This is a genomic window from Serratia sp. CMO1 (assembly GCF_015689115.1).
Taxonomy (GTDB): Bacteria; Pseudomonadota; Gammaproteobacteria; order Enterobacterales; family Enterobacteriaceae; genus Serratia; species Serratia marcescens.
Map to the genome: position 1 here is coordinate 2,747,021 of NZ_CP065032.1, position 19,397 is coordinate 2,766,417.

Sequence of the window (19,397 nt, forward strand, 5' to 3'; positions counted from 1 at the left end):
AAAATACCGGTCGGAGGAGTTTTCCCATGGTAAAACAAGCTCAGGTTGCGCACGCCCCCACCGCATTGTTAGGGTACGTGCTACGACTGATTGAAGGATGCATAGAGCACAATGGAAACAACCCTGCGTAGCGCCCTGCTCAAAAATTTTCTGGGGCAATCTCCCGACTGGTACAAACTGACCATTCTCATTTTTCTGGCGATCAACCCCCTGGTGTTCTTTTTCGCCAGCCCGTTTATCGCGGGTTGGCTGCTGGTGGCCGAGTTCATCTTTACCCTCGCGATGGCGCTGAAATGCTACCCGCTGCTGCCGGGCGGCCTGCTGGCGCTCGAGGCCGTGGCCATCGGCATGACCAGCCCGGTGCAGGTTTCGCAGGAAATCGAACATAATCTGGACGTGTTGCTGCTGCTGATCTTTATGGTGGCCGGCATCTACTTTATGAAGCAGCTGCTGCTGTTTGTGTTCACCAAGCTGCTGCTCAACATCCGTTCGAAAACCCTGCTGTCGCTGGCGTTCTGCCTGGCCGCCGCCTTCCTTTCCGCCTTCCTCGACGCGCTGACGGTCGTGGCGGTAGTGATCAGCGTGGCCACCGGCTTCTATTCCATCTATCACAACGTGACGTCAAACCGCCCTGACGGCGACATTGGCGATGACAGCGATTTTACCGGCGAAGAGCGCAAACAGACGCTGGAGCAATTCCGCGCCTTTCTGCGCAGCCTGCTGATGCACGCCGGCGTCGGCACCGCGCTCGGCGGGGTCATGACCATGGTGGGCGAGCCGCAAAACCTGATCATCGCCAAAAACGCGGGCTGGGGTTTTATCGATTTCTTCCTGCGTATGGCGCCGGTCACGCTGCCGGTGTTGGTGTGCGGCCTGCTGGTGTGTTGGCTGGTAGAACGTTTTCACCTGTTTGGCTACGGCGCGCAGCTACCGGAAGCGGTGCGCGACGTGCTGAAAGAGTATGACCGCAAGGCCACTGCGGGCCGTAGCAAACAAGAACGGCTCAAACTGGTGATGCAGGCGCTGATCGGCGTTTGGCTGGTGCTGGCGCTGGCCTTCCACCTGGCTGAAGTGGGGCTGATTGGCCTGTCGGTGATCGTCCTCGCCACCTCCCTGTGCGGCGTGAACGACGAGCACGCCATCGGCAAAGCGTTCCAGGAAGCGCTGCCGTTCACCGCGCTGCTGACGGTGTTTTTCACCGTGGTCGCGGTCATCATCGAGCAGCACCTGTTCAGCCCGGTGATCCAGTTTGTGCTGCGCGCCGAGCCCGCCTCTCAGCTTTCGCTGTTCTACCTGTTCAACGGCCTGCTGTCGTCGGTTTCCGACAACGTCTTCGTCGGCACGGTTTACATCAACGAGGCGCGCACCGCGCTGGAAACCGGCGCGATCGGGCTGAAGCAGTTCGAGCTGCTGGCGGTCGCCATCAATACCGGTACCAACCTGCCATCGGTCGCCACCCCTAACGGACAGGCGGCGTTTCTGTTCCTGCTGACGTCGGCATTGGCGCCGCTGGTGCGTTTGTCGTATGGCCGCATGGTATGGATGGCCCTGCCTTATACGGTGGTGCTGACGGTAGTTGGCCTGCTGTGCGTCCAGTTCACCTTGGAACCGGCGACCGAGTTGTTGACGCAGTGGCATTGGCTGACGCTGCCGTCCATCGACGCCGTCGGCCACTGAGACGGCGCCGGCAGGGTGAACCGACTATTTTTACGCTGAATCCGGCCCAGGTGGCTGGCAGCGAAGAGGAATTGGTTTACACTGCCGGTTCAATTGCTTACTGCATGGAAGAATCTAGATATGTTGCAATTCTTTAACCGCTGTTCACAAGGACGCGGCGCCTGGCTGCTGATGGCCTTGACAGCGTTGGTGTTGGAACTGGTCGCGCTCTATTTCCAGCACGTTATGCTGCTGCAGCCGTGCGTGATGTGCATTTACGAGCGTTGCGCGCTGTTCGGCATCCTCGGCGCCTCGCTGGTGGGCGCCATCGCGCCGAAAACTCCGCTGCGCTACGCGGCGATCTTGCTGTGGATCTACAGCGCCTGGGAAGGCGTACAGCTGGCGTGGAAGCACACCATGATCCAGTTGCATCCTTCGCCATTCAATACCTGCGATTTCTTCGTCAGCTTCCCGTCCTGGCTGCCGCTGGACAAATGGCTGCCGGCGGTGTTCCACGCTTCCGGTGACTGCTCCGTGCGTCAATGGCAATTCCTGACGTTGGAAATGCCGCAATGGTTGGTCGGCATCTTCGGCGCCTATCTGCTGGTGGCGCTGATTGTGCTGATCGCGCAGTTTGTTCGCCCACGCCGCCGCGACCTGTTCGGCCGCTGATCGGCAAACAAACAAAAAACGGCGCCGGAAGGCGCCGTTTTTTTAGGTATTGCTGCCACATTCCGAGATAAAGCCACCTCAGGTATGTGTAAGGAAGTAAACGAGCACGATCAGCGCTCCAGCTACGGCAAACAGGCGGATCATTTTCATTGTTATACTCTCGAACTTGCGGGAGAGCGGCCAAATTACCCAACTTATCGTTTAAAAAGAAGCATCCCGGCACAATTAAGCGCGTAATTTACATAACATTAAACTTCTGCGATATCGGCGACTAAAAACTGGCCGCTCAGGCTCATTCCTTTCAGCCTTCGAGCATCAATAAATTACCGTTACTTATGAACGACTGCACCTTTGTCACATTCAGAGCACAATATTTTGGTGAAGTTTACCCATAAAATCCTTATAGTATCGGCAAAGTGAGTACTACCGATTTCCCTGGTGTTGTTGTGTGTCTTGCCCCTCATCTTTGCAGGGGCTTTTTTCCCCCTCCTCCCCCGCACAAACCCTTACCATCCTTAAATAAATTGTTGGAATTTGCCTCTATCCGGCAGCAAGCATCAACGCCATTCGCGCACTAAAGATTAAAATCGTTCGCGATGCTTTCCCTATGCTAAATGACGTGTTGACTTTCACCCTTTCTTCCTGTGAGCCAGGTTTTGGCTGACTACAGCACATCATATGACATCAAGGACACGATACTATGCCGGATACCACATTGCCCCCTTCGTCTCAGCGCCCCTTCCTGCGGCGCATGCTGCTCAAAGCCGGGAAAAAATTCCTGCGCTGGAACGGCGAATTTCAGACTCGCCATTCGCTCATCTCCACCACGCCGCGGATCGGCAATCATGAATTCCATTGGGTGACGGCGCTGGAAGCCCGTTGGCCGGCCATTCGCGAGGAGTTGGATCGGTTACTGGAGCACCCGGAGGATATCCCAGCGTTCCACCAAATATCACCGGATCAGAAACGCATCTCTAAAGGCGATAACTGGAAAACCTTCGGGCTGTTTGTCTACGGGCAACGGGTTGATGAAAACTGCGCCATCTGCCCGCGCACAGCAGAGGCGGTCAGCGAGATCCCCGGCATGCGCACCGCCATGTTTTCGATTCTTAAACCGCACTATCACATCGTGCCTCACAAAGGCCCGACTCGAGCCGTCGTGCGTGCGCATCTGGGATTGATCGTGCCAAAGGATCGGGACAAGCTCTGGATCCGCGTTGACGACCAAATTCTGCACTGGGATGAAGGCAAGGTGATTTTGTTTGATGATTCCTACGAACACGAAGTTCGCAATGATACCGACGAGCTGCGCGCTGTGCTGTTTCTCGATGTCGACCGGCCAATGGACAAAGTGGGTACGGCGGTGAATAAACTGCTGTTCAGCCTGATCAAGGCCAGCCCGTATGTGAAGCAGCCGCTGAAAAATCTGGCTAACTGGCATCGCCGCGACAAAAAAGCGTGAAGCAAGAGTCTCATGCGCGTGAGCTCAATAGCCAAGAGGGCGGGATGTCTTAACACGCCGCCCTCTGGCATTAAAACTCGTGTTGCCGAGCAACATCTGTCAAGGCATCCGCGTTATCTGGCCCAGTCCGGCTTGTTGAGGATATGATCCTGCCAGTCCACCACTTCGCTCTCGCGCACCGCAATATGCCGCACCGTGATGCGCTCGCCGTGCATCGCCGCTTTGGAGCCGCTGATCAGCGGGTGCCAGGGAAACAGCGGCTTGCCTTCGCCGATCAGGCGATAGGCGCAGGTCGGCGGCAGCCAATCGAAGGTAGTGAGGTTCTCGCGCGTCAGTTTGATGCAGTCTTCTTCCAGCTCGAAGCGCCGCTCATAGTTACGGCATTGGCAGGATTTGATGTTGAGCTGGTTGCAGGCTACGTTGGTAAAATAAATCTCGTCGGTATCTTCGTCGATCAGCTTATTCAAACAGCATTGCCCGCACCCGTCGCACAGCGATTCCCACTCTTGTTCTGACATTTCCGCCAGCGTTTTCTGTTGCCAAAAAGCGAGTTGTGACATGTTAGCGTCCGGTTTCGGTAAATGGATAAGTCACCTGCGCACAGGTTCGAGGGGGGACTATATAGACATATTAGCCGCAAGATGCAAGCTTTGCCGCCGACGATGCCGGCGGCGAAGAGAGGTCAGATCACCCGGGTGCTGAGCGTTTTGCCGTTCAGGCTGATTTTCAACATGTCGCCGGAGGCCATCGGGCCCACGCCCTGCGGCGTGCCGGTCAGGATGATGTCGCCGGCGCGCAGCGTGAAGAAGCGGCTCATGTAGCTGATAAGCGGCAGGATTGGCGTGATCATGTCGCGCGTATTGCCCTGCTGGCGCAATTGATCGTTGACGGTCAACGACAGCTCGGCGTTTTGCGGATCGCAGAATTCCGCCACCGGGATAAATCCCGACATCGGGCAGGAACCGTCGAAGGCCTTGGCCTTTTCCCACGGCTGGCCGGCCTTTTTAAAGCCCGCTTGCAGATCGCGCAGCGTCAGATCGAGCGCCACGCCATAACCGGCGATCGCCCGCGCAACGCGATCTTCGTTGGCCTGTTTCAACGGTGTGCCGATCAATACCGCCAGCTCCACTTCATGATGCACCGCACCGAACTCTTTGGGGATGGCCACCGGCTGGCGAATATCGCACAACGCCGTTTCCGGTTTGATAAACACCACCGGTTCGACGGACGCCGCGCTGCCCATTTCCTTGATGTGATCGGCGTAGTTGCTGCCGACGCAGACCACCTTGTTCACCGGGAAATCGAGCAGCGAACCCTGCCAGTCTCTATGTTGATACATACCGCTTCTCCCAAACTGTAGAGGCTTGGCGCGCCAAGCCGATTATTGGTGTGCCGGATCAATGCCCGATCGCGTCTGCCATCATACCCACGGCGAGGGCGAAATAGTAAGAGCGATTCCAGTGCATGAGGGTGCGGAAATTATCATAGACCAGGAACGTCCGCCCCTGCAGATCATCCGGCGCGATAATCCAACCGCGCTGCACGGCATGCGGCAACGCACTGCCATCCGCACGGCGCACGCCGCGTTTCTGCCAGTCGTTGACGCTGCGCGCCTGCGCGTCTTTCAGGCCCAGTTCGGTCGGATTGAAGCCGGCGGGCAGTTTGACCTCGCGCCCCCAACCGATGCCGGGCTGCCAGCCCTCTTTGGACAGATAGCTGGCTGTAGACGCGAAAACGTCGTCAATGTTGTTCCAGATATCGATGCGCCCGTCGCCGTCGCCATCCGCCGCGTAGCGCAAGAAGGAGCTCGGCATAAACTGGCATTGCCCCATCGCGCCGGCCCAGGAGCCTTTCAGCGGCGTATCGCCGACGTGCCCCTGCTCGACTATCTGCAGCGCCGCCATCAGTTCCTGGCTGAAAAAAGCTTCACGGCGCCCTTCAAACGCCAAGGTCGCCAGCGCAGACACCACGTCTTCCCGCCCCTGAATCTTGCCGTAGGCGCTCTCCATCCCCCACAGCGCGATGATATAACGCCCTGGCACCCGATAGCGCTCGCTGGCCCGCAACCATTGCGCATGGCGCTGCCGATACCGTTCTCGCCCCTGGCGCACCTTGGCGGGCGACATCACCCGCCGCAGGTAATCGTCCAGGGTGATCTTCTGCTCCGGCTGATTGCGATCGGCCTTGATCACTCGATCGACGAAGTGGATTTGCGCAAACGCGCGATCAAGAGTCGCCTGACTGATGCCCTGTTCCCGCGCCCGGCGCTTAAGTTGATCGACATACGCCGGGAACTGCGCCGGATCGCGGCCGCTCGCCGCCAGCGTCGTCTCCTGCGCCGCCTGCGATGCGCCGGGCATCAGCACTCCGCCCAGCGCCAACCAGGCGGCCAATACGGTCTTTCTCGCCGAACGTGTCATCGCGCCTCCCCTGGCCGTGGCGACTGTCTCAGGCCTTATCGCCCGCCAGATGCTGATTAAGCAGGTTTTCAACCGGCGGCGGGAACTGCAGATAATAGCCTTCGTCTTTCAACGCCTGCTTCACCTTTTCGATATCCGCCGAGGCCAATTTCTTGCGCTCATCGAGCGACAGCATCATGGCGAATTGCGGCACGCCGAAACTTTTCATCAGCTCTTCCGGCACACGAGAGAAATCGTCTTTTTTTTCGACATAAAGATAAGTTTGATCGCGTTTCGGGCTTCTATAGATCACACAAAGCATTTTTTTAACTCTATTTAATTGAGGGAGCGTCTTGCCTGGATATAACTCTGACTATAACATGCTTATAGTACATCGGAATATCGCACCCCGAGTGGTATTCCGGGGATTTAAAGTTGCTGAGACTGAGTCAGGATAGATGTCACAATCGCCAATTGAGCTAAAAGGCAGCAGTTTTACCCTATCGGTTGTTCATTTGCATAATTCGCAGCCCGAGGTAATACGCCAGGCGTTACAGGAAAAAGTTGAGCAAGCGCCCGCTTTTCTGAAAAACGCTCCTGTTGTTATCAACGTCGCAACGCTGGAAGGCGATGCGAACTGGAAAGAACTTCAACAGGCTGTCGCGGCGGCAGGTCTGCGCGTTGTGGGTATCAGCGGTTGCAGAGATGAGCGTCAAAAGCGCGCGATAGCCCGCGCCGGGCTGCCGCTGCTGAGCGAAGGCAAAGGCCAGAAAATGGCGGCGCCGGAGCCTGCGCCAGCGCCCGTGGTGGCGGATAACGCCCCCGCCAAAACGCGCATCATCAGTACGCCTGTCCGTTCCGGCCAACAGATTTACGCCCGCAACAGCGATCTTATCGTGACCAGCAGCGTCAGCGCCGGCGCCGAACTGATTGCCGACGGCAATATTCATGTCTACGGCATGATGCGCGGTCGCGCACTGGCAGGCGCGTCAGGCGACACGCAATGTCAGATTTTTTGCACCCACCTGGCGGCTGAGCTAGTCTCTATCGCAGGGCAGTACTGGTTGAGCGACCAAATCCCGTCCGATTACGTCGGGCAGGCCGTACGACTCAGCCTGTTGGATAACGCTTTAACCATACAACCTTTAAATTAAGCCCTTTTGACAAGGAATCCATTTCATGGCACGCATTATTGTTGTTACATCGGGTAAAGGGGGCGTTGGCAAGACCACTTCGAGCGCGGCCATCGCTACCGGCCTGGCCCAGAAAGGCAAGAAAACCGTCGTGATCGATTTCGATATCGGTCTGCGTAATCTTGACCTGATCATGGGCTGCGAACGTCGGGTAGTTTATGATTTCGTGAACGTGATTCAGGGCGATGCCACGCTGAATCAGGCGTTGATCAAAGACAAACGCACTGAAAACCTCTATATCCTGCCGGCTTCGCAGACACGCGACAAAGACGCGTTGACCCGCGAAGGCGTTGAAAAAATCCTCAACGATCTCGGCGAGATGGATTTTGACTTCGTGGTCTGCGACTCACCGGCCGGTATCGAAACCGGTGCGCTGATGGCGCTGTATTTCGCCGACGAAGCTATCATCACCACCAACCCGGAAGTGTCTTCGGTACGCGACTCCGACCGTATCCTGGGCATTCTCTCTTCCAAATCACGCCGCGCCGAGAAAGGCGAATCGCCTATCAAGGAACACCTGCTGCTGACCCGTTATAACCCGGGCCGCGTCAGCCGTGGCGACATGCTGAGCATGGAAGACGTGCTGGAAATCCTGCGCATTCCGCTGGTGGGCGTGATCCCGGAAGACCAGTCCGTGCTGCGCGCTTCCAACCAGGGTGAGCCTGTCATTCTGGATGCCGAGTCAGACGCCGGTAAGGCGTATGACGATACCGTTTGCCGCTTGTTGGGGGAAGAACGCCCATTCCGCTTCATTGAAGAAGAGAAGAAGGGTTTCCTGAAACGCCTTTTTGGGGGATAAACCATGGCCTTATTAGACTTCTTTCTGTCCCGCAAAAAACAGACAGCCAATATAGCCAAGGAACGGCTGCAGATTATCGTCGCAGAGCGTCGCCGCGGGGACAGTGAGCCCCCGTATCTGCCTGATCTGAAACGCGATATTCTGGCGGTTATTTGCAAATACATTCAGATCGATCCTGAAATGCTGCACGTGCAGTTCGAGCAGAAAGGGGACGATATTTCGGTACTTGAACTTAACGTGACATTGCCGGAATCGGAAGAAGCAGCTAAATGATTGCGACGCATTAATTACCCCCTGTATATTTTATGCAGGGGGTAACTGTATGTGCATCCAGTTATTAAGCTTTATCGGTAGCAAAAAAGCGATTTTTCCCTTTGGGACTATTCCCAATTAACTTTGCCGCCGCCTCGTTTAAAGTAAATTCTGGCCAGATTTACCTTCAACGCATTATTTCCTGCCTATATTCACCCGAGCAGAGTTTCCCTACCCTGCCCAGGTGATAATCAGCGATTAATAATCTTTCAGGATGTCCTGCAACGGCGCCATTAATAAATCGCCGCGCCAGCCGCTGATTAATTCAGGGCGACTTTCGCCGTCCTTCAGTTTCCAATGCCAGTTCAGCAATTGGTTAATTTGGCGACGGGATGCCAACAGCTCGCTGCTCAACCCGCTTTGCTCGCTGACGGTAGCGATCGCCGCCTTGATGTCTTTGAACACCTTCTTGTAGCCCGGCTGATCGATAAGGTTGGCCAACGGCGCCGGCAACTCGGACTCTTCCAGCGCTTCGGCCTCCGCCACCAGCGCCAGCAGCGTTTTGCCGTGATAACGGATCTCCGGCCCGCTCAGCCCCAGAGAATCCAGTTCTCCCAGCGAAGACGGCATATAGCGCGCCACCTGCCACAGGTTCTCCTCACGCACCACGAAGTTCACCGCCAGATCGCGCTCACGCGCCTGGCGCAGCCGCCATTCCGCCAACTTCTGCAAACACCCCAGCTGACGCGGGCGCAGCTGCCAGGCATTGCTGATTTCGCGGTAGGCGACTTCCGGCGCCAGCGCCTCGCTACGGCGTTGACACAGCAGCAGGCACTCGTTATTGGCCGCCGCGGTCCAACCGGCCTCTTCGGTCTCCTGCACCAGCTGTTTAGCCATCGGCAGCAGATAGAACACGTCGGCGGCCGCGTACACGCATTGCCTTTCGGTCAGCGGGCGCGCCAGCCAGTCGGTGCGCGACTCGCTCTTGTCCAGCTCAACCTTCATGTACTCCGCCACCAGCGTCGCGAAGCCGCAGGAGAGCGGCCGGCCAGTAAAGGCCGCCAGGATCTGGGTATCGACCATCGGCGTCGGCAGCGTTTTAAAGGCGTTGAGAAACACTTCGAGATCTTCACTGCCGGCATGCAGGAACTTCACCACGGCGGTGTCGGCCAGCAGGTCGACAAACGGCTGCCATTGCTTGATCGGCAGAGGATCGATAAGGGAGAGTTGTTCACCGTCGTAGAGCTGGATCAGGCCCAACTGCGGATAGTAGGTGCGCGTTCTGACAAACTCGGTGTCCAGCGCAATCTGGGCATGCTTTCTCGCCTGCTCGCAGACCTGCTGCAATCCGGCATCGGTAGTGATCAACTGATAATTCAAAACATCATTCTCTTGTAGGATTCAAACACAACAACGCCGGCATTCACCGGCGTTGTTGATAGTCAGGCGCGAGAGCGACGCCTAGGCGGCATCGGCCGGCTTCGGCGTTTTTAGCTCATCGCGCAGTTCTCGCCGCAAAATCTTGCCGACGTTAGACTTCGGCAGTTCATCGCGGAACTCAACAATTTTAGGCACTTTATACCCGGTCAGGTGCCGACGGCAATGGGTCAACAGCTCTTCCTTGGTCAGCGAGGCGTCTTTCTTCACCACGCAGATCTTCACCGTTTCGCCAGAGGCCTCGCTGGGCACGCCGATCGCCGCACATTCCAGCACTTTCGGATGCTGGCTGACCACATCCTCAATCTCGTTCGGGTAAACGTTGAAACCGGAGACCAGGATCATGTCTTTCTTGCGATCGACGATGCGCACAAACCCCTGCTCGTCCACGGTCACCACATCACCGGTCGCCAACCAGCCGTCTTTCAGCACTTCGTCGGTGGCTTCCGGGCGCTGCCAATAGCCTAACATAACTTGCGGCCCTTTGACCCACAGTTCGCCCGGTTCGCCCGGCGGCACATCGTGGCCATTGTCGTCCACCAACCGAATGTCCGTCGACGGCACCGGCAGGCCGATGCTGCCGCTGTAGTGTTTCAGATCGTAAGGGTTACCGGCCACCAGCGGTGCGCACTCCGTCAGGCCATAGCCTTCCAGCAGGTGTTTACCGGTAGTTTTTTCCCACTTCTCGGCCACCGCTTTTTGCACCGACATGCCGCCGCCGACCGAGAAACGCAGCGTAGAGAAATCGAGCTTGTGGAACTCTTCATTGTTCAGCAACGCATTGAACAAGGTATTCACCCCGCTCATGGCGGTGAACGGGTATTTACCCAACTCCTTCACCAGCCCCGGAATATCGCGCGGGTTGGTGATCAGCAAATTGCGCCCGCCCAGATCGATAAACAGCAGGCAGTTCACCGTCAGCGCGAAAATGTGATAAAGCGGCAACGCCGTCACCACCAGTTCCTGCCCTTCGCGGAACAGCGGCGAATAGGCGGCTTTGGCCTGCTCGAGGTTGGCCTGCATATTGCGGTGCGTCAGCATCGCGCCCTTCGCCACCCCGGTGGTGCCGCCCGTGTATTGCAGGAAGGCCAGATCGGCATTAATGATGTCCGGTTTTACATATTGCAGACGGCGGCCGCGCTGCAGCGCGCTGCGGAATGAAATGGCATCCGGCAGGTTGTATTTGGGCACCAGGCGCTTGACGTATTTAACCACGAAGTTGACCAGCGTGCCTTTGGCGGCCGACAGCTGATCGCCCATGCGCGTCAGGATCACGTGCTTGATCTGAGTGTTGAACACCACTTTTTCCAGCGTATGGGCAAAGTTGGAGACGATGACGATGGCGCTGGCGCCGCTGTCGTTCAACTGGTGTTCCAGCTCTCGCGGGGTATACAACGGGTTGACGTTGACCACCACCATGCCGGCGCGCAGAATGCCGAACAGGGCGATGGGGTATTGCAACAGGTTAGGCATCATCAGCGCGACGCGGTCGCCCTTCTTCAGGCCCAGTTCATTTTGCAGGTAAGCCGCGAAAGCCCGGCTGCGTTCTTCCAGTTTGCGGAAGGTCATCACCTCGCCCATATTGATAAAGGCGGGCTGATCGGCATAGCGCTGCACGGCATGCTCAAACATTTCGATCAACGACGAATAGCGATCGGCATCAATCTCTGCGGGCACATCTGCCGGATACCGTTTTAACCAGACCTTATCCAAGGTATTACTCCTGAAATCATTACTAATTATCATCGCAGCCCTCAAACTCGCAGCCTAACCATAACAATATTTTAACTCAGCAGACCAGTTCGGGTTTTAAACATTATTCAGGTTGCGATGTACGTCACTAATTGTCGGATATTCCTTATCCCAAAAAACAAAAGGGCGGCCTGAGCCGCCCTGTCAAATGTGTTCACATCAAGCGTATGCTACTCGGTTACGATGGTTTGCACCTGTGCCGGGCCAGGGTTATACCAGCCATAGCCTGCGCCCCAACCGGGTCCCCACGGACCTCCGCGCCAGCCCCAGGGGCCCATTGGCGCAGGCGGCATCACCACCTGCTGCACCAGATGCCAGCGTTTGAAACCGGTCACGTTCATCGTCACGAAGCGATACGGCGTCATGCCGATTCGCCCCTCTTTCAGGCCGGTAATGGCGCCGACGACGGTCACCAGTTGGCCTTTGAAATCGACCGGTTCGAGGAAGCCGTTTACCGTGGCCAGCAAGCGGCCGCGCGACGGTTCGCCCAGTATCGGCCGCGCACCGCTGTCGAGCGGCACCGCCGCAATCTCCAGCACCGTGCGCCCTTGTTCGTTGGCGACGTTTACCACGGTGCCGCCGAAACGGGCTTCCGCGCCGGTAAACAGGTTGGGTGCATTTTGTACCGAGGAAAGCTGAGTCACCGGCGAAGGGCTGGAGCCTTTGATCGCATCCGGTACGGTGACGCACCCGGATAAAACCAGCGCGCCGCAGGCGACGGCCAGCAGCGACAGCTTTTTACTTGCAGTGCGGATTAACATGGTCGCAATCTCCTGAAATGGCTGTAACTTTGACCGCGTTTCATCGTTCAAGTTGCAGCCCCTCATCGCCCGGCATCAACATCAGCACAATACGCCGCGATCAGTCGCGGCCCGGCAGTTTTTTCCAGGTGACTTCATTGCGCAGATAGGTCGGCTCGGCGTTTTCCACCGCTACCGCCAGCCCTTCTTGCCAGGCTTGCAGCGCCAGCGGCAGCATGTCTTGCGCCTGCGGCAACAGCATTTGGCCGTCACGTAGGCTCAACGCGGAACCCTTGACCAAGTCGGGGTAGGTTTGCCACCCGGTGCCAACATGGGCCCATTCGCCCTGCAGGCGCTGCGCACGCTCCAGCGCCTGCGCCGGCGACAGCACGGCCTCGCCTTCGCTTTCCAACCAGCTGCCGTCCGCCTGGCGCTCGAACTGCCCCCAGTAAACTTCACCCATGCGCGCATCGATCGCCGCCAGCACGCGCTCCGCGCCGCTGACGCGCCAGGCGCCCTGCGCCATGGTTTGCAGCGTGGAAACGCCTATCATCGGCAGATCGGCGCCCAGCGCCAGGCCTTGAGCGATGCCGATACCGATGCGCACCCCGGTAAAGCTGCCGGGGCCGCGACCGAAGGCCAGCGCATCGAGCTGGTTGAGCGCCAGACCGGTTTCCGCCAGCACCTGCTGCACCATAGGTAAAATTCGTTGCGTATGCTCACGTGGGCACAGCTCAAACAGGGCGTGGGTTTCGCCTTGATTCCAGACGGCGACGGAACAGGCTTCCGTCGCGGTATCGATCGCTAAAATTCGCGTGGACATGCCAACCTCTGGCGGGAATAAAACTGGGTTTTTCATACAGGGCGCGCATTGTAGCACAGCCCCGTAAGCCCTTCATCTTTCACGTGGCCGACGCATCGGCGGCCTGCAGGAAGGCGATGGCCTGCTTCAGATCGCGGGTACGCGGCGTGGGCGGCAGGCTATTGAGGAACACCTCGCCGTAAGGACGCATCACCAGACGGTTATCGCAAATCACCAGCACGCCGCGATCGTCGGTGTCGCGGATCAAACGGCCGACGCCCTGTTTCAGGGTGATGACCGCATCCGGCAACTGCACGTCATTGAACGGGTCGCCGCCGCGCAGGCGGCAATCTTCAATGCGCGCCTTCAGCAGCGGATCGTCCGGTGAAGTGAACGGCAGCTTATCGATGATGACGCAGGACAGCGCATCGCCGCGCACGTCCACCCCTTCCCAAAAGCTGCTGGTCGCCACCAGCAGCGCGTTACCGGCGGCGACGAACTGCGCGAGCAGTTGCCCTTTGCTGGTTTCCCCTTGCAACAGCACCGGCAGCGTCATCGTGGCGCGGAACTCTTCCGCCAACTCGCGCATCATCTGGTGCGAGGTGCATAAGAAGAAGCAGCGGCCGTTGTTGGCTTCGATTAATGGCCGCAGCATGCGCGCCAGCTGGCGCGCCCCGCCGGGCTGATTCGGCGAAGGCAAAAAGCGCGGCACGCACAGCAACGCCTGTTTGGCATAGTCGAACGGGCTCGGCAGCAGCAGCGTTTTGGTCTTGGTCAGCCCCAGCCGTTCGGTGAAGTGGCCCAGCTGATCGTTGACCGACAGCGTGGCCGAGGTAAAGATCCAGCTGCCCGGCTTCTCGTCCAGCATTTCACGGAACCGGTCGGCCACCGTCAACGGCGTCAGCGCCAGCACGAAGTGGCGCGAATTGCACTCATACCAATAGCTGTAGCCCGGTTCCGTCACCGCCTTGAGGCGTTTGAGGCGCGCGCGGTACAGCGTGGCGCGCTCAAAGGCGGCGTCCAACAGCGCCGAACGCCCCAGCGACAGCTTCATCACGTCATAACACAGCTCCAGCGCATCATCGAGCAGCAACAGAGCGCGCTGCACGTTGGGTTCGCCGAGCACGTCACGCAGATTGCCGCGGAACCCCGGCTCTCCCAGATTCAGGCGAAAATCTTGCGTACTCAGGCTGAGACGGTCGGCGCTTTTTTGCAGTTGAGCGGCATCGCGCACCTCGGTGCGGTAGGCGATGGTGATATCCTTCGCCAGATCCAACAGCTGGCGGCTGGTGAGCTGCTGGCCGAAATACTGGCTGGCAATGTCGGGGATTTGGTGCGCCTCGTCGAAAATCATCACCTCGGCTTCCGGGATCAGCTCGGCGAAACCACCCTCTTTCACCACCATATCCGCCAGGAACAGGTGATGGTTCACCACCACCACATCCGCATCCATCGCACGGCGGCGCGCCTTGACCACGAAGCAATCCTGATACAGCGGGCAATCGCTGCCCAGGCAGTTGTCATTGGTGCTGGTCACCAATGGCCAAACGAAACTGTCTTCCGCCACTTCGCTGCAGGTGCTGATGTCGCCTTCTTTGGTCTGTGACGACCACTTGCGCAGCTGCACCAAATCGATCAACGTCTGCCCCGCCAGTTCGCCGCCGGCCATCGACTGCTGCTCCAGCCGTTCCAGGCACAGGTAGTTGGAGCGCCCCTTCAGCAGCGCCAGCTTGCCTTTGTACTTCAACGCCTTGGCGACGGTGGGCAGATCGCGCGCATACAGCTGATCCTGCAACGCTTTCGAACCGGTCGAGATGATCACTTTGCGATCGGCGCGCAGCGCCGGCGCCAGATAAGCGAAGGTTTTGCCGGTGCCGGTGCCGGCTTCCACCACCAGTTCCTGCTTGAAATTGATCGCCTCGGTGACGGCTTGCGCCATCTGCCGCTGCGGCTCACGCGGTTTGAATCCCTTGATAGCCTGCGCCAATGCGCCGTCTGTTGCAAAATCGTCTGTCACGCTGTCTCTCTGCCGGTGTCATTCAGCGGTGATTATGCCAAGCCTGCCGCCCGGCTACCACCCACTTTATCGCCGCGCTTTTTCATCACCGGCTGTGCTACCCTTAGCGGGACTATGATATGGAGATAAGCAAATGAATATCGAAAGAATTGATCCCGATCAGCGCTGGTCCGAAGCCGTGGTGCACAACGAAACCGTTTACTACACCAGCGTGCCGGAGAACCTGGATGATGACGCGACCGCGCAGACCGCCAACGCCCTCGCCGCCATCGACGTGCTGCTGGCGCGCGTAGGCTCGGACAAAAGCCGTATTCTGGATGCCACCATTTTCCTGGCCAATACCGCCGACTTCGCTGCGATGAACGCCGCCTGGGACGCCTGGGTCGTTGCCGGCAGCGCGCCGGTGCGCTGCACCGTGCAGGCGCAGCTGATGAATCCGAAGTACAAGGTGGAAATCAAAATCATCGCCGCGCTGTAAGCCACGCGCAGACGAAAAAAAACCGCAGACGGCAACGCCTGCGGTTTTTTATTGCCCGCTATCAGGACAGTTTGAGGATCACCATCCCCGTCAACAGCAGCGCCAGGCCAATCCAGCCTTTGGCGTTCAACCGCTGGCCGAACATGATCCAGCCTGCGGCGATGGTGGCGGCGATGCCGAAACCGCCCCACAACGCGTAAGCGATTGACAGATCGATGCCCTTCACCGCCTGCGCCAGGGCGCTGAACGCACCGAGCACCGACAGCAGCGACAGCAATCCCAGCCAAATTTTACGGAAACCGTCCGACATCTTCAGGAAGATGTTGGCGATGATTTCCAGCACGATGGCCAATCCCAGGAACCCAATGTGGTACAACTCAAACTGTTGCATGGTTGTCACCTCGCGGGCTGACCTGTTTTCGCTCTTTGCGAGTGCCGGATTTCACCAGCATGATGCCGGCGATCAGCGTAGCCAGACCCAGTACCTTCAGCGCCGAAATGGGCTCGTCGAACCACAGCACGCTGAACAGGGTAATGAACAGAATGCCGATGCCTTCCCACAGCGCATAAGCCACGCCCAACGCCACGCGTTTTACCGCCACCGACAGCAACACATAAGACGCGGTGATCATCACGTACATCACGATATGCCCGATCATGCCGCCATTGACGCTGGCGTATTTCATCGACAAGGTGCCGATGATTTCGGTCATGATGGCCAAACCTAAAAAGATCCAATAAATCATAATTTTTCTCCCAAACGGCGAATAACGCGCGCCAAGGCATATTTATCCCGATTTATCTCGTCGAACGGCCGCAGTACGGCGCGCAAGACGCAGAGATCCCTGGGGATAAACTGACCCAAACGCAAAAAGAATGTTTGCCCGGCTGAACGGTAGAGCGAAGGCGTAAGCCCGCTACCCGCACCGGTTAAGGGAGAAAGACGCTATAGTTCGCTGCACCAGTGATGCTCACTGGCAAGGATCGCAGACAGGAAGAGTTGGCACGTAGAGGTTCTGAGGGTAGTTCCGTTAATAGTCATCATAATAGTTCTCTATTATCAGCCGCACACCGTGCGATTTGCCCAATATCCTCATAAAAGTAAAATTTTCAACTGAGATATTTTTACCACAGCCAAAATAAGAAAGCAAACTGCCGTTTTCATAAAAAAGCAGAAAAAAACGGGTTAAAAATAAGAAAGTTAATCACGATAAAAATTAAAAAAGGCCCAACGGAGCGTTGAGCCTTGCGGTATTCGCAGGTGCGCAAATAAGCGCCAACCCCAGGCCTGGCGCGGGTTACAACGCGGCGCCGCTGACGGCGCTGCGCGCCAGTTCAGTGATGCGCGCGTAGTCGCCGCTTTCGAGCGCATCGGCCGGCACCAACCAGGAGCCGCCGATGCACAATACGCTTTTTAGCGCCAGATAATCGCGGTAATTGTTCGGCGTAATGCCGCCGGTCGGGCAAAAGCGCACCTGCGGGAACGGGCCGCCGATCGCCTGCAGCGCCTTCACGCCGCCGTTGGCTTCCGCCGGGAAGAATTTGAATTCGCGCAGGCCGTAATCCATGCCCAGCATCAGTTCAGATACGGTGCTGATGCCCGGGATCAACGGGATTGACCCCGCCGTCGCCGCCTGCAGCAAGGCTTCGGTCAGCCCCGGGCTGATGGCGAACTGCGCCCCCGCTTCGGTCACCTGCCGCAGTTGCTGCGGGTTGATCACCGTACCGGCGCCGATGATCGCCTCCGGCACCTCTTTGGCGATAGCGCGGATAGACTCCAGCCCGCAGGTGGTGCGCAACGTCACCTCCAATACCCGCACGCCGCCGGCAACCAGCGCTTTCGCCAGCGGCACCGCCTGCTCCAGCTTGTTGATCACGATAACAGGCACCACCGGCCCCGCCGTCAGGATCTGCTCGGCGCTGGTTTTCCAGTTTTTCATCGTTATTTCTCCATTACTCGCGGTTAACAATGGCACGCCCCTGCCACCGGGCTCCGCATGCGCGGACGTCCGGCCGTACCGTAAGTGATGTGGCCCACGCGCAGATCGCAGGCAAAAAAAAAAGCCGGCAGACGGGCTGCCGGCATTGCGCATTACTCGAACTCGTTCCAGGAACGGCCGTCGCGGGTGATCATCGCCACCGAGGCCACCGGCCCCCAGGTGCCCGCCTGATAAGGCTTAGGCGCTTCGTTGTCGGCTTTCCACGCGTCCATGATGGAGTCGACCCACTTCCAGGCTTCTTCCACTTCATCGCGGCGCACGAACAGCGCCTGAATGCCGCGCATGGTCTCCAGCAGCAGGCGCTCGTAGGCGTCCGCCACGTGCTCCTGGTTGAAGGTTTCCGAGAAGCTCAGGTCCAGCTTGGTGGTCTGCAGACGGTGCTTGTGATCCAGCCCCGGCACCTTGTTCAGCACCTGAATTTCGATGCCTTCGTCCGGCTGCAGACGGATGGTCAGCTTGTTCTGCGGCAACTGCTGGTAAGAATCGCTGAACAGGTTCAGCGGCGGGTTTTTGAAGTACACCACCACTTCCGAACATTTGGTCGGCAGACGTTTACCGGTACGCAGGTAGAACGGCACTCCGGCCCACTGCCAGTTGTCGATATCCACGCGGATAGAGACGAAGGTTTCGGTGCTGCTGCTCTTGTTCGCCCCTTCCTCTTCCAGATAACCCGGCACTTTCTTGCCCTGGACGAAGCCGGCGGTGTACTGACCGCGCACGGTGGTTTCCCGGACATTGGTCTGATCGATGCGGCGCAGTGAGCGCAGCACCTTGACCTTCTCGTCGCGGATGCGGTCGGTCGTCAGATCCGCCGGCGGCGACATGGCGATCATGGTCAGGATCTGCAGCAGGTGGTTCTGGATCATGTCGCGCATCTGGCCGGCCTGGTCGAAATAGCCCCAGCGCCCTTCAATGCCCACCTCTTCCGCCACGGTGATCTGCACCGAATCGATGGTGCGGTTATCCCAGTTGGATGCGAACAGCGAGTTGGCAAAACGCAGCGCCAACAGGTTCAGCACCGTCTCTTTGCCGAGGTAGTGGTCGATGCGATAGACCTGGGACTCATTGAAGAACTCCGCCACCTGATCGTTGATCACGCGGGAGGACGCCAGATCGGTGCCCAACGGTTTCTCCATCACCACGCGCGCCGGCTCATGGTTCAGCTTGGCTTCGCCCAGCCCTTTGCAGATGGCGCCAAAGGTGCTTGGCGGCATGGCGAAGTAGTTGATGGTGGTGCGGTGCTTCTGATCCAGCATTTTACCCAATTTGGTAAAGTTCTTGCTGTCGTTGACGTCCAGGTTGCAGAAGTCCAGGCGCGCGCTTAGCGTGGCCCAGAGTTCATCATCCAGTTTTTCCTTCATGAAGGTGCCAAGCGCTTCCTTGACCACTTCGGTATAGGCTTGTTTATCCCACTCCGCGCGGCCGACGCCGATGATCCGCGTATCCGGGTGGATGTGTCCGGCTTTCTCTAACTGGTACAGGGAAGGCAGCAGCTTACGGCGCGCCAAATCACCTTTCGCGCCGAAAATAACCAGGTCACACGCCTGGGCTGTAGAGGTTACCGCCATGTTCATCTCCTCGTTGCAGGATATTTGTAATTTTCTTACATTACTAATGTACTCTGTTTGACTACGGCCAGCAAACCCGGAGCAAAGCAGAAAAAAAGGCCTCAAGATTCCAGTGGAAAGCGCCAATCTACGCCAACGCCCTCACCACGGGCAAAACTGTAATTTTTCGT

20 protein-coding genes are annotated in these 19,397 nt (G+C 57.9%); 7 read left to right on the plus strand and 13 right to left on the minus strand.

The window, feature by feature from the left end; translation table 11 throughout:
• Positions 1–111 precede the first annotated feature (111 nt).
• From nhaB to IT763_RS13080, 3 genes are all read left to right on the plus strand, one after another.
• Complete coding sequence (gene nhaB, locus IT763_RS13070) at positions 112–1,677, plus strand: sodium/proton antiporter NhaB (RefSeq protein WP_049298923.1); 1,566 nt, start codon at positions 112–114, stop codon at positions 1,675–1,677.
• 120 nt (positions 1,678–1,797) lie between these two features.
• Complete coding sequence (gene dsbB, locus IT763_RS13075) at positions 1,798–2,328, plus strand: disulfide bond formation protein DsbB (protein ID WP_004932277.1); 531 nt, start codon at positions 1,798–1,800, stop codon at positions 2,326–2,328.
• A gap of 700 nt (positions 2,329–3,028) precedes the next feature.
• A complete protein-coding gene (locus IT763_RS13080) occupies positions 3,029–3,790 on the plus strand; it encodes an aspartyl/asparaginyl beta-hydroxylase domain-containing protein (RefSeq protein WP_033632857.1) in 762 nt (253 codons plus the stop codon).
• 113 nt (positions 3,791–3,903) lie between these two features.
• Here IT763_RS13080 and IT763_RS13085 read toward each other — a convergent pair whose 3' ends face one another.
• The 4 genes from IT763_RS13085 to IT763_RS13100 form a co-directional block, all read right to left on the minus strand.
• The gene (locus IT763_RS13085; RefSeq protein WP_004932284.1) at positions 3,904–4,350 is read right to left on the minus strand and encodes a YcgN family cysteine cluster protein; all 447 of its coding nucleotides are present in this window, start codon (positions 4,348–4,350) and stop codon (positions 3,904–3,906) included.
• Positions 4,351–4,472: 122 nt separating this feature from the next.
• Positions 4,473–5,129, minus strand: a complete 657-nt coding sequence (locus IT763_RS13090; RefSeq protein ID WP_049299184.1) for a fumarylacetoacetate hydrolase family protein — start codon at positions 5,127–5,129, stop codon at positions 4,473–4,475.
• 58 nt (positions 5,130–5,187) lie between these two features.
• Positions 5,188–6,210 carry a lytic transglycosylase domain-containing protein gene (locus IT763_RS13095; protein ID WP_049299183.1) on the minus strand — a complete coding sequence of 341 codons (1,023 nt, stop codon included), beginning with the start codon at positions 6,208–6,210 and terminating at the stop codon, positions 5,188–5,190.
• A 28-nt stretch (positions 6,211–6,238) separates the two neighbouring features.
• On the minus strand, positions 6,239–6,511 hold the full coding sequence (locus IT763_RS13100) for a YcgL domain-containing protein (protein ID WP_004932294.1): 273 nt from the start codon (positions 6,509–6,511) through the stop codon (positions 6,239–6,241).
• 136 nt (positions 6,512–6,647) lie between these two features.
• Between IT763_RS13100 and minC the strand changes: the two genes are divergently transcribed.
• The 3 genes from minC to minE are packed head-to-tail and all read left to right on the plus strand — an operon-like array spanning position 6,648 to position 8,454.
• A complete protein-coding gene (gene minC / locus IT763_RS13105; protein WP_004932297.1) occupies positions 6,648–7,343 on the plus strand; it encodes a septum site-determining protein MinC in 696 nt (231 codons plus the stop codon).
• 25 nt (positions 7,344–7,368) lie between these two features.
• Entirely contained in the window at positions 7,369–8,181 is an 813-nt protein-coding gene (gene minD / locus IT763_RS13110) for a septum site-determining protein MinD (RefSeq protein WP_016927452.1), read from the plus strand.
• A gap of 3 nt (positions 8,182–8,184) precedes the next feature.
• Positions 8,185–8,454 carry a cell division topological specificity factor MinE gene (gene minE / locus IT763_RS13115; protein ID WP_004932303.1) on the plus strand — a complete coding sequence of 90 codons (270 nt, stop codon included), beginning with the start codon at positions 8,185–8,187 and terminating at the stop codon, positions 8,452–8,454.
• Between the two features lie 237 nt (positions 8,455–8,691).
• Here minE and rnd read toward each other — a convergent pair whose 3' ends face one another.
• From rnd to IT763_RS13140, 5 genes are all read right to left on the minus strand, one after another.
• Positions 8,692–9,813, minus strand: a complete 1,122-nt coding sequence (gene rnd / locus IT763_RS13120) for a ribonuclease D (RefSeq protein ID WP_016927451.1) — start codon at positions 9,811–9,813, stop codon at positions 8,692–8,694.
• 81 nt (positions 9,814–9,894) lie between these two features.
• Positions 9,895–11,583 carry a long-chain-fatty-acid--CoA ligase FadD gene (gene fadD / locus IT763_RS13125; RefSeq protein ID WP_143778208.1) on the minus strand — a complete coding sequence of 563 codons (1,689 nt, stop codon included), beginning with the start codon at positions 11,581–11,583 and terminating at the stop codon, positions 9,895–9,897.
• A gap of 209 nt (positions 11,584–11,792) precedes the next feature.
• Positions 11,793–12,383, minus strand: coding sequence for a Slp family lipoprotein (locus IT763_RS13130; RefSeq protein ID WP_016927449.1), 591 nt, complete (start codon positions 12,381–12,383; stop codon positions 11,793–11,795).
• A gap of 100 nt (positions 12,384–12,483) precedes the next feature.
• Positions 12,484–13,185: a tRNA (adenosine(37)-N6)-threonylcarbamoyltransferase complex dimerization subunit type 1 TsaB gene (tsaB, locus tag IT763_RS13135; RefSeq protein WP_049299182.1), complete on the minus strand. Its 702-nt coding sequence runs from the start codon at positions 13,183–13,185 to the stop codon at positions 12,484–12,486.
• Between the two features lie 79 nt (positions 13,186–13,264).
• Positions 13,265–15,181, minus strand: a complete 1,917-nt coding sequence (locus IT763_RS13140) for an ATP-dependent DNA helicase (RefSeq protein ID WP_206194768.1) — start codon at positions 15,179–15,181, stop codon at positions 13,265–13,267.
• A 133-nt stretch (positions 15,182–15,314) separates the two neighbouring features.
• Here IT763_RS13140 and IT763_RS13145 point away from each other — a divergent pair, with 133 nt between their 5' ends.
• Positions 15,315–15,659 carry a RidA family protein gene (locus IT763_RS13145; protein ID WP_015378124.1) on the plus strand — a complete coding sequence of 115 codons (345 nt, stop codon included), beginning with the start codon at positions 15,315–15,317 and terminating at the stop codon, positions 15,657–15,659.
• Positions 15,660–15,720: 61 nt separating this feature from the next.
• Here IT763_RS13145 and mdtI read toward each other — a convergent pair whose 3' ends face one another.
• From mdtI to zwf, 4 genes are all read right to left on the minus strand, one after another.
• Positions 15,721–16,050: a multidrug/spermidine efflux SMR transporter subunit MdtI gene (mdtI, locus tag IT763_RS13150; protein ID WP_016927446.1), complete on the minus strand. Its 330-nt coding sequence runs from the start codon at positions 16,048–16,050 to the stop codon at positions 15,721–15,723.
• A complete protein-coding gene (gene mdtJ / locus IT763_RS13155) occupies positions 16,037–16,405 on the minus strand; it encodes a multidrug/spermidine efflux SMR transporter subunit MdtJ (RefSeq protein WP_004932327.1) in 369 nt (122 codons plus the stop codon). The genes mdtI and mdtJ overlap by 14 nt, the downstream gene beginning before the upstream one ends.
• Positions 16,406–16,957: 552 nt before the next feature.
• On the minus strand, positions 16,958–17,599 hold the full coding sequence (locus tag IT763_RS13160; protein ID WP_151254526.1) for a bifunctional 4-hydroxy-2-oxoglutarate aldolase/2-dehydro-3-deoxy-phosphogluconate aldolase: 642 nt from the start codon (positions 17,597–17,599) through the stop codon (positions 16,958–16,960).
• 152 nt (positions 17,600–17,751) lie between these two features.
• Entirely contained in the window at positions 17,752–19,227 is a 1,476-nt protein-coding gene (zwf, locus tag IT763_RS13165) for a glucose-6-phosphate dehydrogenase (RefSeq protein ID WP_028127476.1), read from the minus strand.
• Positions 19,228–19,397: the final 170 nt, after the last annotated feature.